Origin of the sequence: Heliorestis convoluta, from assembly GCF_009649955.1 — a bacterium.
Classification (GTDB): Bacteria; Bacillota; Desulfitobacteriia; order Heliobacteriales; family Heliobacteriaceae; genus Heliorestis; species Heliorestis convoluta.
This window is the reverse complement of the sequence record NZ_CP045875.1, coordinates 118,816-132,926: the sequence shown is the minus strand read 5'-3', so window position 1 is coordinate 132,926 and position 14,111 is coordinate 118,816. Positions and strand designations below refer to the sequence as shown.

The 14,111-nt window shown below is 43.5% G+C and carries 10 protein-coding genes; 2 read left to right on the top strand and 8 right to left on the bottom strand.

The genetic code is table 11. From position 1 onward, the window contains the following. Positions 1-28 precede the first annotated feature (28 nt). The gene (gene typA, locus FTV88_RS00560; RefSeq protein WP_153723899.1) at positions 29-1,996 is read left to right on the top strand and encodes a translational GTPase TypA; all 1,968 of its coding nucleotides are present in this window, start codon (positions 29-31) and stop codon (positions 1,994-1,996) included. Here typA and FTV88_RS00555 read toward each other — a convergent pair. Then, positions 1,917-2,795: a methyl-accepting chemotaxis protein gene (locus FTV88_RS00555; RefSeq protein WP_207707891.1), complete on the bottom strand. Its 879-nt coding sequence runs from the start codon at positions 2,793-2,795 to the stop codon at positions 1,917-1,919. The two genes, typA and FTV88_RS00555, sit on opposite strands and share 80 nt — an antisense overlap. A 215-nt stretch (positions 2,796-3,010) precedes the next feature. Continuing rightward, positions 3,011-4,963, bottom strand: coding sequence for an SLC13 family permease (locus FTV88_RS00550; protein ID WP_207707890.1), 1,953 nt, complete (start codon positions 4,961-4,963; stop codon positions 3,011-3,013). Positions 4,964-5,233: 270 nt separating this feature from the next. Between FTV88_RS00550 and FTV88_RS00545 the strand changes: the two genes are divergently transcribed. Further along, positions 5,234-6,886 carry an ATP-binding protein gene (locus FTV88_RS00545; RefSeq protein WP_153723897.1) on the top strand — a complete coding sequence of 551 codons (1,653 nt, stop codon included), beginning with the start codon at positions 5,234-5,236 and terminating at the stop codon, positions 6,884-6,886. 113 nt (positions 6,887-6,999) lie between these two features. On the opposite strand, the gene nhaA is transcribed toward FTV88_RS00545, so the two are convergent. The 6 genes from nhaA to purN form a co-directional block, all read right to left on the bottom strand. After that, a complete protein-coding gene (gene nhaA / locus FTV88_RS00540; protein WP_243137226.1) occupies positions 7,000-8,358 on the bottom strand; it encodes a Na+/H+ antiporter NhaA in 1,359 nt (452 codons plus the stop codon). Between the two features lie 840 nt (positions 8,359-9,198). Next, on the bottom strand, positions 9,199-9,447 hold the full coding sequence (locus tag FTV88_RS00535; protein ID WP_153723896.1) for a DUF2325 domain-containing protein: 249 nt from the start codon (positions 9,445-9,447) through the stop codon (positions 9,199-9,201). Between the two features lie 378 nt (positions 9,448-9,825). Continuing rightward, positions 9,826-10,260 (bottom strand): CBS domain-containing protein, encoded by a 435-nt coding sequence (locus FTV88_RS00530; protein WP_153723895.1) that lies wholly within the window; start codon positions 10,258-10,260, stop codon positions 9,826-9,828. 126 nt (positions 10,261-10,386) lie between these two features. After that, a complete protein-coding gene (gene purD / locus FTV88_RS00525; protein WP_153726442.1) occupies positions 10,387-11,682 on the bottom strand; it encodes a phosphoribosylamine--glycine ligase in 1,296 nt (431 codons plus the stop codon). A gap of 115 nt (positions 11,683-11,797) precedes the next feature. Then, complete coding sequence (purH, locus tag FTV88_RS00520; protein ID WP_153723894.1) at positions 11,798-13,408, bottom strand: bifunctional phosphoribosylaminoimidazolecarboxamide formyltransferase/IMP cyclohydrolase; 1,611 nt, start codon at positions 13,406-13,408, stop codon at positions 11,798-11,800. A gap of 49 nt (positions 13,409-13,457) precedes the next feature. Further along, positions 13,458-14,081, bottom strand: a complete 624-nt coding sequence (gene purN, locus FTV88_RS00515) for a phosphoribosylglycinamide formyltransferase (RefSeq protein ID WP_153723893.1) — start codon at positions 14,079-14,081, stop codon at positions 13,458-13,460. Positions 14,082-14,111 lie beyond the last annotated feature (30 nt).

Genomic DNA, 14,111 nt, shown 5'->3' with positions numbered 1-14,111 from the left:
AAAGGGCTCATCAATTGAAGGAGAGAATATTGTGAAACGGACTGATCTGCGAAATATCGCCATTATTGCCCACGTTGACCATGGCAAAACCACTTTGGTTGATGGCCTACTCAAACAATCGGGTATCTTCCGCGAAAACGAAGAAGTACAGAATTGTGTCATGGACTCGAATGACCTAGAGCGTGAACGCGGTATTACCATTTTAGCGAAAAACACGGCTGTTTCTTACAACGGCATTAAGATCAACATTGTTGATACGCCGGGTCACGCCGACTTCTCTGGAGAAGTAGAACGCATTCTCTCGATGGTTGACGGCGCGATCTTACTTGTTGATAGCGCCGAAGGCGTCATGGCACAGACGAAATACGTACTACGCAAAGCTTTAGAGAAAGGGCTGCGTCCCATTGTAGTCATCAACAAAATGGATCGTCAAGACGCAAGACCTGCTGAAGTTCTTGATGAGATTCTAGAACTCTTCATTGATCTTGGTGCCGATGATGAGCAGCTAGAGTTTCCCGTCTTGTACGCCGTAGGACGGGATGGATGGTGTAGTCTTGAGTCCCATGAAAAAGGCGTCGATCTGCAGCCACTTTTCCAAAAGATTATAGAACATGTACCAGCTCCAGAAGGTGATGATGAAGGTCCGCTACAATGCATGGTTACAACATTAGATTACGATAACTATGTAGGTCGTATTGCTGTCGGTCGAGTTCATCAAGGACAAGTACGATCAGGTCAACAAGTATCGATCTGTAAAGCGGATGGCACTATAGCAAAAGGAAAAGCGCAGCAACTCTTTACGTACCAAGGATTAAGTCGTATCAATGCGGAGATAGCCACCGTCGGCGAAATTATTGCCATTACCGGCTTAACCGATATTAACATTGGTGAAACCATTTCTGATCCTGAAAATCCAACCTCTTTGCCAGTAATGAAAATTGATGAGCCTACTTTACAGATGACCTTCCAAACAAACACAAGTCCTTTTGCCGGCAAAGAAGGCGAATATATTACATCTCGGCATCTCCGGGCACGTCTTTATAAAGAACTAGAGAAAAACGTAGCTCTACGGGTTAGCGATACAGAAGATCCTGATGTTTTCCTTGTCTCTGGTCGTGGCGAGCTTCATTTGTCTGTTTTGATCGAAACGATGCGCCGCGAAGGCTATGAGTTGGCTGTCTCAAAGCCCCAGGTAATTATGCATAGAGATGAGTCAGGCACTCTACTTGAACCGATTGAAGATTTGATCATTGATGTGCCCGAAGAATATATGGGCGTTGTTATGGAAAAGCTTGGCACTCGTCGAGCTGAGATGACTAACATGAATCCCTCGGGCTCTGGCCAGGTTCGTATTGAATTTACCATACCCGCTCGTGGTCTTATCGGTTATCGCACAGAGTTTTTAACTGATACCAAAGGCTTTGGCGTAATGCATCATCTATTCCGTGGTTATGAAGCTCATCGTGGTGATATCCCTGGTCGTTCCAAAGGTGCTGCCGTCGCTATCGAACAAGGAACAGCAACTCTTTATGCCATGGGCTACTTACAAGAGCGGGTGAACTTTATCATTGAGCCAGGTACCGATGTGTATGTAGGCATGATTGTCGGCGAAAACGCCCGCGAGCAAGACATGGAGATTAACGTAACAAAAACAAAACACTTAACGAACATGCGAAACAGTGGTTCTGAAGGTGCAATCTCTCTTAAGACACCTTTACGTCTCTCTTTGGAAGATGCACTAGAGTGGATTGGTGATGATGAACTGGTAGAGGTTACGCCAAAAAGTATTCGTCTACGCAAAAAGATTCTAGATCCTCATGTAAGGGCAAGAATGAACAAAGAAAAGAGCATGGCTACAAAAAAAAGGAAAGTAAAAAAGACTGCCAGCAGAGAACTGTTGGCAGTCTTTTTTTGTATCAAACAATCTTCGCAACATCTTCAATTTTCTGCGCCGAATCAGCAAATTCCTGTACAGAGGCATGTATCTCTTCTGTAGCCGCTACTTGTTGATGACCAATATCGGTCGTTTGCGTAATTTTACTGTTCATAATTGTAACGCGTTCTTTGATTATGTTCAAAATTTCTCGAATTTCTTTTACTGACTGAGCACTGTTTACGGCCATCTTGCGAATCTCTTCGGCAACCACTGCAAAGCCCTTTCCTTGCTCACCAGCTCGGGATGCTTCAATGGAAGCATTGAGTCCAAGCAAATTAGACTTCATGGCTACATCATTAATAAATTTTAAGATCTGATCCGTCTTTTTTACCTGTTCTAATACCTCATTGCTCAAACGACTTAGTAGCTCTTGCTGTAAAGATAATTCTTCCGCTGACTGAGCCAATTCTTTCGTAGCTGCGGAGATTTCTTGTGATGATGTAACAATCATCTGCGCAATTGACAATAAACTCTCCTGGGTCTGTAGACTAACTCCCAGAGCGATCGCTCCAATTACATAGCCTTTCTCATCATGAATAGGAACAGCCACTGATCGAAATGGAAACCCGAAGACTTCACGAGGTAATTTGACAATATGCTCTTTGCCTGAGTGAACAGCATGATACAGACCATCATCAGAAGATAATCGCTCTCCTCGTATATCTCTACCAATGGAGATAGCTCGACCTGGTAAATAGTGCAAAAACTTTTCTCGATCTGAAATACCAATCATACAATCTAAAGGTACTAATTTTTGAATCAAGGGCGCTGTATTAATGATAGATTGAAGTCTATCGTTCATTAATGACAAACCTACCTTTCCTTCTGACGTTGAATACTCATCTTTGCTCTCTATCAACAAAAGGCTTCTTTTCTGTTCCTAATCTATAGAAAAATAGAGTGCTTTGAAGTAAGTAGCAACTTTAAGAGCGATAGTTAGGTATTTTTAATACAGCATATGAAGGATCTATGATATTCAGATTCTGTGAAGCAACTCCATGTAGTATTTGATATTTTTGTATACTTATTTTACATAAATACCCATCTCAACACAAGTGACTATTCCTATTATTTTCAAAAAGGAAATAGTAAAGGAAGCACGAGCATCATGACAAGCCCGATTAAAAATTGCAAAGGTACGCCTACTTTGACAAAGTCACGAAACTTATAGTTGGCAGGCGCCATTACCATCGCGTTCGTTGGCGATGCAACAGGTGTAGCAAAAGCCATACTTGCTGCTACGGCTACGGTCATCAGAAAAGGATAAGGGCTCACACCAACTTGAACAGCCGTAGCAATTGCAATCGGTGCGAATAAGAGGGCTGTCGCTGTATTACTAATAAATTGACTAAAAAAAGTAGTCAATAAGTAAATTCCTGCCATCAGCGCCAAGGGGCCATAGGGACCCAGTAAAGTAACAAGACCTTCAGAAACGAAGAGAACGCCACCTGTTTTTTCCAAAGCCGTTGCCATAGGCAACATAGCCGCGATTAAAAGCACACTTTCCCAGTTGATGGAGTTATAGGCTTCTTCAACATTCCGCAAGCACCCTGTTAGAATCATAAGCATGGCTGCTATTAGTACAGCAATAACGGCAGGAACAACTTCGAAGGTCATGAGTGCCAACATGGCAATCATGATTGCTACGGCTATAGGTGCCTTGCCACTGGTCGCTGCTTTACTTGCTTCTTCCTTCGTTTGTCCTACTACAACCACATCTTGTGTATCTTTCGCGAGCAGCTCAATCTCTTCCCAGGGACCTTGTACAAGCAGGGCATCACCAAAACGCAAGCGCTGGTGAGGAATATTCTCCAGTAACTGATCTCCTCGGCGATTGATAGCAAGCACGTTCACTTTATATTTTTCACGAAAGCGCCATTCTTCAATATTATGATCAATTAGACTGGAATGAGGTGTTAGAAGCACCTCAGCTAGGCCAAGCTCTCGGCCAACCAGTTGATCTGCTGATGCAGCTGTCGATTCTTCTACCGCTTCCTTGCGTTTTGACTGCTTTGTTACTTCGCCATCTGCAGATGCTTCCTTATCTGGATGATCTGCTTCCGAAACCTCTCCTTGCTGAATTGCTAGGTTATATTGAAGAGCCAATTTGTGAACTTGTTCTGCTACGCCTTGCACATAAAGAATGTCCTGCTCTTTAATCACACTGTCCGGCCCTGCCATCTCCTGAGATGTACTCGTTCGAATGGGAGTCCGTCCACTTGTGCGCATGATTTTCAAGACTGAAATATTAAACCTCGAAGGCAGAGTAAGATCATAGAGGCGCTTATCGACCATGGGAGAGCTACGTCGAACACGAAGGCGAAAAATATTGTCTGACAAGTGATAAAAGTCAGCCAGTTCCTGCGGTGATAGATTGGCAGATCGATTCTGCATGCGCTCATCAAGATCCTTGCCAGGCAACAGTTTTTTTCCTATCGTTAACATAAAAAGGATTCCTAGCAATAAGGCCACAGCACCTGCTGGTGTATAGTCAAAAAAGCCCAATCGTTGATAACCGTATTGCTCTAAAATCTCACTTACAATTAAGTTTGGTGGAGTTCCAATTAGGGTCATTACTCCACCTAAGCTGCTTGCGAAAGCAAGCGGAATCAACAATCGACCCGGATGGATTCGAGCATCCAAAGCCAGGCTAACGACGATAGGTAGGAAAACAGCAACAGTTCCTGTATTGCTCATAAATGCACTCAAAACCGCTACCACAACCATAAGTAGAACGAGTACATAGTTTTCATTGTTGCCGGCAGTACGCAACAAGCGATTGCCTATCGCTCTTGCCACACCTGTTCGAAAAAGACCACCACCAACAACAAAGAGTCCGGCGATCATTAACACAATGGGATTGGAAAAGCCAGCTAAAGCTTCTTGGGTTTCTAAAATACCACTAAGAGTCAAAGCGAGAAGAGCACCCATCGCAACAAGATCAGAACGAAGTCGATCTACCATAAAAAGAACTGTCGTAATAGCCAAAATTATAAATACAAGAATCATATCAGAAGTTACAACCATTCCAATTGTTTCCTCCCTCAGCGAGTAAAACCTCCCTTCTATCGCTGATATCAATCCATCGAAGTAAGAATCCAGAAAAGTACTATTGAAAATTGTCTACTCATAGACTAACTTTTATTCTTTTTCCACATCTATCCTTGGAAACCCTTCATTTGTCCTGCTCATGCTTTCATTTTCTGAGCTTCAGTCGGTGACAGGCTCCCTTCCTTCTACTGAAAAAGCTGTGGTATGATGTTGGGTGTTAATGTTTAGAAACAAAGGAGATCAACGATGGTAATTAGTATACATTTTACCACTTCTTTTTCCAAGAATTTCTTAAATATTTATCGTCATGCCCGAAAACATAGCACCTTTCGTAAAAAAAGCTACAATGGACGCGCAGGCTATCAGGTTGAACTGGGAAAAAGTCCTGAGGATCTAGTTTTTCTTTGTGAAATATGGAAAGTTGCATCGTCTGACCGTAATTGTACGATTCTTGCGGATGGCGAAGAAGTACGGGCAGATACCTTTGATCTTATCGTAGAATGTTTACGCCAATGTCTGAAGTCATCGGATCGCTCCATCTATTGTGATGGTCAAACACGTGATTATAGAGAGCATGATGGCGCCATCTATTTCCGACCGGGCTGCCGCTTTCTCGTTTTTGATGACTTTGCTGTCAATGATTCAGGACAGAGGTGGTATCGCTTTGGTACCGTTGACAGTGAAGGTATTTTTTATGTTGATAAAAGCGCTATACTCTCTACAGTGGAACAGATGGCTCGCCAGAATAAATGTTATTACTGTCCCCTTTTAGAGTGGAAAGATGTAGAAAGACAAGTTTTTTCCTTGCCTGATACGATTGATGCAGAGCAAGACTCGAACTGGATTCATCTAACTCGTGAAGGTCGTATCGTCGGGGTAACTCGGAAGCCTTCTGTATCAGCACGCGGTCGAGCCGATATGGATACGAGTGTTACAGGACAGTATGCTGATGTAGCTCGTAGAAAAGCAGATGAAGCGAGAAATCGACCTAGCGAAAGATCGGGTCAAGAAGAAAGTGCTGCTACTCTGGCAAAAAGCGAAAACCTTGACGATATCATTGAACCTGTAAAATTGACAAAAAAAACCTCCTATCAAGACGTAGGGGGCTTAAAAGAAGAGATTCGTTTACTCCGCGAGGCTGTAGAGCTTCCTTTACGATATCCTGAGTTGGTACAAGATTTAGGCATTAAACCTCCAAAAGGTGTTTTGCTTTATGGACCACCGGGCTGTGGTAAAACTTTGTTAGCCCAAGCTGTAGCGCAAGAAGTAGAGGCTACCTTTTTCTCTGTAAAAGGGCCAGAGTTTCTTTCACCGATGCACGGTCAAAGTGAAAAAAGGCTGCGTCAGCTTTTTGCACAAGCCGAAAAAAAAGCACCTTCCATTATCTTTTTTGATGAAATCGATGCTTTTGCTTTTGATCGAAGTCGAGCCACTGCGACTTTTGAAGCTACCCTAGTGGCACAATTTCTTTCTCTGATGGATGGCTTCGATCGACGTGGACAAGTCGTGGTCATCGCAACAACAAATCGCTTAGACATACTCGATCGAGCCTTGCTTCGACCTGGCCGCTTCGATTATCGAATCCGTGTAAGATTGCCAGAACTAGCCGACCGGGAGCAAATTCTACGCCTACATACGACAAAAATGCCCTTAGATGAGCATGTCCAAATTCAAGAATTGGCAGAGAAAACATCCGGCTATACAGGCGCTGATATTGCCGCTTTATGTGCCAAAGCAGCTTTGATCGCAGTCAGTCGAGCTCTTGGGCAAGATATGAATCGTTGGCCTGCGGCATTAGATAAAGATATTTCCTCTCGCATTCGTGTAACAACCGCAGATTTTACAGAAGCTCTTCAACAAGTTGTCCCTTCTGTAGATGAAAGAGAGGAATCACTTTAATTAGAAAAGGAGCTTGCTCTATAGGAATAGAGCAAGCTCCTTTTCAGCTTCTAAAAACGTAGCCAGTTATCAAGTCTTACTATAGCTGTAAAGCTACCTGCCATCTTGTCCGTTTAGGAAGCAGAAAGTGCTTTACGAGCATCATCTTTAGCAGCTTGATAGCGAAGAACAAGGTAACCGATAACACCAGAAAGGAGGGAAGCTGTCAAGATACCCACTTTAGAAAGTGTGAGTAGACCATGATCTTCGAAGGCCAAGCCAGCAATAAAGAGAGACATGGTAAAACCAATACCAGACAGCATGCTGACACCGTATACGTGGGTCCAGGTAACACCTTTCGGCAAAGAAGCCCAGCCGGCCTTGACGGCAATATAAGAGAACAAAGTTACACCAATCTGTTTACCGAAGAAGAGACCTAGAATAACACCAAGGCTGACAGGGTGTGTCAGGGACTCTACAAAGCCGCCTTCAAAGACAACGCCGGCATTGGCTAAGGCAAAGACAGGCATAACGAAGAAAGAAACGTAGGGATGGAGTGTATGCTCCATACGATGAAGGGGAGAGTCCACTTGGTTACAATTCGTTTCTAAAGCTTGTACGCATACTTGATGTTGCTCTGTCATGTTGATTTCGCCTTTGCGACCATTTCCAGCATTCTCGAAATCTTTGATCAACCTGCGAGTGCGGTTCATAAACTCTTCAGCGTTGATCTTAGAGCTTGCAGGGATGGTCATTGCTAGCAAGACACCACCAATGGTAGCGTGTACACCAGAGAGAAGGAAGGCAAACCAGAGACCAATACCAAGGACAACATAAACAAGGATATGACGTACTCCAATAAAGTTAGCTAGAGCCAGCACAGCCAAGAAGCCGGCACTGATGCCCAAGGCCATCCAAGATATATCGGCTGTGTAGAAAATAGCGATAACAAGAACAGCACCGAGGTCGTCAACTATAGCTAGTGCGGCAAGAAATACTTTTAAAGCAAGTGGTACACGTTTGCCTAGAAGAGCTAGTACGCCGAGAGCAAAGGCAATATCTGTCGCCATGGGGATACCCCAACCAGTAATTCCTTCGGTACCCCAGTTCAAAGCAGCATAGATACTAGCAGGTACAACCATACCACCGATAGCAGCGGCAATCGGGAAAGCCGATTGTCTCGGTGATTTTAGTTCACCATGTAGAACTTCTCGCTTAATTTCGAGACCTACAAGAAAGAAGAATATGGCCATAAGACCATCGTTAATCCATAGCACCAAAGGTTTTTGAAGAATAAATTCACCAAAACCAACGGTTAAAGGTATTTGCCAAAGGGTCATGTAGGATTCGCCTAAAGGTGAGTTGGCCCAGATCAGCGCAAGGACGGTGCATAAGAGTAGAAGGATCCCGCCTGATGCCTCTAACTCAAAAAACTGCTGGAAGGGACGCTTTAATCTTTCAGTAATGGAAACGGGCTTGTTAATAGCGAGCACTCCTCTCTTACTTAATCAGAAATAAACTTCTCAACTTGTCAGATCCTTTCGCTCATCTTTGCTAAAAACACAAAAGCATGGCCTGTCTTGAAAAGAGGCACAAAAAAGGGAGGAAAGGAAATTTCCCCAACCCCCGTTGGAAAGGAATACAGCGGATCAGGGACTACCACATTGTCCCCCTCTATCTCCACTGGAACCTTGAAATCCTGTCAAATCATTACAAGCTCGTCCCCCTAATTCTAACATAATGACACACCATACTGTCTGCGCAGGCAAAGAATTAGAGTGATTCAGGATCTAGCAATTATTCTATCAAATGTACATAATTCTTTTCAACCATTCCCTCATAAATTCCTATGGTTATTTTTTACACAAAATGCCGTTCTGCCATTTTTTGACGAGCTTTTTTTGATCGATTTAATAAGCCTTAAGATAGGCCGATGCTTATCACGACGTTTGTAATCTTGTACTTCTTCAGTTCCTCATCAGGCGAATATTAATAGCATAGAGAGCATACTTAAACATTCTCTTATATTGGGGTTTTTTTGTCAATATGTGATTGTCGGAGCTATCATTAGTATGTTTAATAGTACCCTGCTTTTATCTATCAGTTAAAAACTTTTTTCTTAAAAAAATAAAACCTTTTCTCTTATCTCTATATCCAGTTTTTATTACTTACCTTGTTCTTACTTTCAATGTATAAAAATACAAAAAGATTGTACAATATCAAACTTGTACAATCTTTTATTTTTTTCCAATTGTTATGTTTTTATTATATTTATAGGTCTGAATTTTGTATTTTTCACAAAATTTAATAATTCGCACCTCTTAAAGCTTTGATTATGCCGATAAATCAGAGATACCTCTACGTAAAAATATCATGGAGATGCCTCGTTTTTTGGCTTCTTTTTTGACGTAATTTACAGCATTATGATTGATAAATCCGGTTAGAACAACAACCTTAGTTACCCTGGACATACTAGGACGACGACTTCTTCCATCCCAGTGAATATATTCCTCTCTACTGTATTCAGGTGGCAACAATCTCTCTACAGCTCCCAATCGATCAGCTCCGACGACAAGACACACTTGTTCTTAATACCTCCTCTTTTTTGTCCATTCTTCCCAAGTAAGAAAAGCCCCAAAGACCATGAAAAGAAAAAGCCAAAGCTAGTAAACTCATAAATAAATCTTCTTTACGAAGTTTCATTCCTTACACCCCATCATAAGTCGAAGGTGAAAGTACTATCTAAGCCTCATTATACTGAAAATGGTTTTCAGTGTCAATGTTTGAGGTTACTATTTTTTTTAATTTTTCTTATCCATTCCCTATTATGGCTACTTTGTAAAAAAATTATGAAGCGTACCCTTGGGCTACGGTACTGTAAAAGAGAAAAGAGCTCGTGCCTATAGCTTTTTCTGCCATGACAAGAGCTCTTCTTTCTAAAAAACCTATACTCGATTCAATTACATCAAAGGTCGAGAAGGCTCAGAAATATCGGAGAGGGCTTCTCCAGCTTCATCTTCGTAAAAGTCCATAACAGCCAGATCGCCTAAAGCAACGATACCTACAAGTTTATCTCTATCTGTGATAAGAAGACGTCGAATCTGATGCTCTGCCATAGTATCAGCAGCTTCATGAATATCTGTGTCTGGTGAAGCCGTAATCAAGTCTTTGGTCATGACCGACTGAATCTTTGTACTATTTACATCCTGACCATTGGCAACAGCTCGAATCACAATGTCTCGATCTGTAATGATACCGACGCATTTGCCATTGTCTACGATAGGCATGGCACCTACATCCAGTGAGCTCATTGTTTTTGCGGCATCTACGAGTGTTTGGTCTGAGCGTAATGATGTTACATCGGTCGTCATAATATCGCGAATGGGCTGAAACATAGCGAAACCTCCTTCCCTGCTATCAGTTATGGGTTCATACACCCTATAGAATGCCACTTCCGTGGGCAATTCATCCTGATTTAGAGAAGGAGGTTCCCATTTCTATTTAAGACACATTTATGATAACTAAGACAACCTTTCTAGGGCTCTGCGACCGATGTCTTTGCGATAATGGGCGCCTGCAAAAGTTGTTTTCTCAGTCTGACGATAGACAAGCTCAATGGCTTCGCGAATATCTTTGCCTTTGGCTGTGATTCCTAGGACACGACCTCCTGCGGTGACAATGTTACCATCTGCTTCTGTAGTTCCAGCATGGAAGATCTGTACATTGTCGAGAACATCGTCTAACCCAGTAATAACTTGTCCTTTTTCGTAGTCACTCGGATAGCCTTTCGCTGATACTACAACACAAACTGTAGCGTCTTCACTCCAGCGAATGGTCTGTTGATCTAGTTTTTTCTGTAGAATTGCCTCAATGATGTCAACAAGATCGCTTTCTAGACGCATTAGCACAGGTTGGGTCTCTGGATCCCCAAAGCGAGCATTGTACTCCAACACTTTCGGGCCCTCTTGGGTGATCATTAAGCCAGCATACAAAACACCCACATAAGGGCGTCCTTCTGCTTTCATCGCCTCTATAGTTGGCTTTAAGATTTTTTCTTCTACGATTGGAGCAAGCTCTTCTGTATAGACAGGAGCTGGTGAGTAAGCGCCCATACCACCTGTGTTTGGACCTTCATCGTTGTCAAAAATGCGTTTGTGATCTTGCGCTGAAACCATAGGTACGATCACATCGCCATCGGTGAAGGCAAGAATACTTACTTCTTCACCTTCCATATATTCTTCGATAACAACTCGTGAACCAGCTTCACCAAAAGAGTTGCCTTCTAACATAGAGCGAACAGCTTCTTTCGCCTCTTCTACGGAAGCAGCTACAATCACACCTTTGCCTGCTGCCAAGCCATCGGCTTTGACGACACAAGGGCAAGGGCTTTGGGCGGGCTGCGTGGATGCCAATTGGTCTATAAAAGCCAACGCTGGTTCGACTTCAGTAAATACACCATAAGCTGCTGTTGGGATATGGTATTTTTGCATTAAATCTTTAGAGAAAGCTTTGCTGCCTTCGATTTCCGCTGCTGCCTGAGATGGTCCAAAAATGGCTATATCATGAGCTTGAAAAGTGTCGACAATGGCAGCTGCTAGAGGCGCTTCGGGACCTACAACAGTTAGATCAATTTTGTTTTCCCAGGCAAAAGAGAGTAAGGCTGACACATCGTCTGCTTTGATATCTACAGACTGGGCTAGCTGTGCAATGCCTGCATTGCCGGGTGCGCAATAAATCTTTTCGACCCGAGGACTTTGGGCCAGCTTCCAGACTAGTGCGTGCTCACGTCCGCCGCCACCAACAACGAGCACTTTCATTCCTTGTGCTTTTAATGGTTTCACGAAAAAACTCTCCTTCCAAAGGCCTTACGTTCATCTGGCCTGAGAAATCAAATCCTCAGGCCAGTCCCAAACAAGATATATAATGCTACGCTTAATGCTTAAAGTGTCTCATAGATGTAAAGACCATAGAGATACCTAAGCGATTGCAAGCCTCAATCGACTCATCATCGCGCATAGAGCCACCTGGTTGAATGATTGCTTTGATACCGTACTTCGCTGCCATTTCAACAGTGTCTTTGAAGGGGAAGAAAGCGTCAGAAGCTAACACAGCACCTTGAGAGGACCAGGCCCCTACATCAGCAGCGGCTTCTTTCTCTGTGCCGATAGCCGTCCCTCTTGCTTGTTCTAAAGCAATGTGAGCAGAGCCTACGCGATTCATCTGACCAGCTCCAACACCAATGGCCACGCCGTCTTTGGCCACTACGATGGCATTCGACTTCACATGCTTGACTACTTTCCAAGCAAACTGAAGATCACGAAGTTCTACATCAGAAGGAGTCCGCTCTGTAACCACTTTCAACTCTTCTTCTTTGACCTGGCCATAGTCGCCTTCTTGCAACAAGAAACCACCGCGAATCTTTTTTAGATCGTAAGAGGGAGCTGCTCCTTCAAGAGCTCCTACTTCCATAATTCTCAAGTTCTTTTTCGTCTTCAGGATTTCTAAAGCTTCATCGTCATAGGCAGGCGCTATGACCGCTTCCATGAAGGTCTTCACGAGTTCAGTCGCCGTTGCCCCATTGACAGGACGATTGCAGGCTGTAATACCTCCAAAAGCAGAGACAGGATCAGCGTCAAAAGCTTTTACATAGGCTTCTTCCAAAGTAGCGGCTATAGCAGTGCCACAAGGGTTGTTATGTTTGATGATGGTAACAGCAGGCTCCTCAAACTCGCGAACAAGTTCTAAAGCTGCATTCAGATCTAGCAAATTGTTAAAAGACAGTTCTTTACCCCACAATTGCTTGGCTGTGCCAGCCCCAGCGCCTGCATAGCCTACTTCTCGATAAAAAGCAGCTTTTTGATGAGGGTTTTCACCGTAACGAAGATCTTGTACTTTTTCTACAGTGCCTGCAGTAAAAATCTGCAAGCCACAGTCGCTTTCTTCAGCAGCTTGGTCCTTCTCTTCGCATTGTCCTTTTAAATAGCTAGCAATCGCACTGTCATATTCTGCCGTATGGGCAAAAGCTTCTAAAGCAAGGAGGCGGCGCGTGGAATCTGATACTTCACCTTTTTCTTGTAACTCAGCAACAATGGCTGCATAACGTTCTGGGTTGACAACAATGGTGACAGCACCATGGTTCTTCGCAGAAGCGCGCACCATGGCAGGTCCACCAATGTCAATATTTTCAATGGCTTCCTCAAAAGTAACGCCTTCTTTGGCGACAGTTTCGCGGAAAGGATAGAGGTTTACTGCAACTACATCAATCGGTGTTATATCATTGTCGCTCAATTGTTGCAAGTGATCAGGCGTACGACGAGCTAAAATACCACCATGAACTTTGGGGTGCAAAGTCTTGACTCGTCCATCTAGAATTTCAGGAAAACCTGTAATTTCTGTCACGTATTTGACTTCTACGCCTGCTTCTTTGATGGTTCGAAAAGTACCGCCTGTAGAAACAACTTCAAAGCCTAGGTCCACCAAAGCTTTTGCAAATTCAACAACACCTGATTTATCAGAAACACTGATTAAAGCACGACGCTTCACAGTTGATTCCTCCTCCGTTTATGATAACCCTGTTCTACTTTACTTCTCTTTACAAAGTAGGTTTTTCCTTCAGTATTCGCACTTTTCGCCCTTCTACGCGCAATCTTCCCTGTGAAAAGAGTTGTATTGCTTGTGGCAACAAGCGATGCTCTTCTTTTAGAATTTTTGCTGCTAAAGTCTCTTCGGTATCATCATCTTCCACAGGAACAACTGCTTGTAAGATAATCGGACCTGTGTCCATACCTTCATCAACAAAGTGAACTGTACAACCACTGTAACGAACACCATAATCTAATGCTTGCTTTTGTCCATGAAGGCCAGGGAATGCCGGTAAAAGTGCGGGGTGTATGTTAACAACCTTTTCTGGAAAAGCCTCCAGAAAAGATTTTGAGATAATTCGCATATAACCTGCTAACACAACGGCTTCAGCGCCACGCTCTTTAAAAAGGGCTGCGAGCGCTCGATCGTAGGCTGCCCTATCGCTATAATTTTTTGGACTCAAGTGAACAGCCGGAATCGACTTGGCTGAAGCCCGTTCTAAAGCCTGGGCGTTTTGCCGGTCCGAGACAACCAGTACAACTTGTCCATCTACTGTGCCTGCTTCAATTGCATCGAGGAGTGCTTGTAGATTCGAGCCTCGCCCTGAAGCGAGAACGCCGATTTTCAAGGTCATGGTGCCACCTCCTTATGGCAATATCATGGC

What these genes read in the sequence shown, in the direction of transcription:
- FTV88_RS00545 (WP_153723897.1), top strand. Translation starts at nt 5,234, where the DNA reads ATGGTAATTAGTATACATTTTACCACTTCTTTTTCCAAGAATTTCTTA.
- purN (WP_153723893.1), bottom strand. Translation starts at nt 14,081, where the DNA reads ATGACCTTGAAAATCGGCGTTCTCGCTTCAGGGCGAGGCTCGAATCTA.
- FTV88_RS00550 (WP_207707890.1), bottom strand. Translation starts at nt 4,963, where the DNA reads ATGGTTGTAACTTCTGATATGATTCTTGTATTTATAATTTTGGCTATT.
- FTV88_RS00530 (WP_153723895.1), bottom strand. Translation starts at nt 10,260, where the DNA reads ATGTTTCAGCCCATTCGCGATATTATGACGACCGATGTAACATCATTA.
- purD (WP_153726442.1), bottom strand. Translation starts at nt 11,682, where the DNA reads ATGAAAGTGCTCGTTGTTGGTGGCGGCGGACGTGAGCACGCACTAGTC.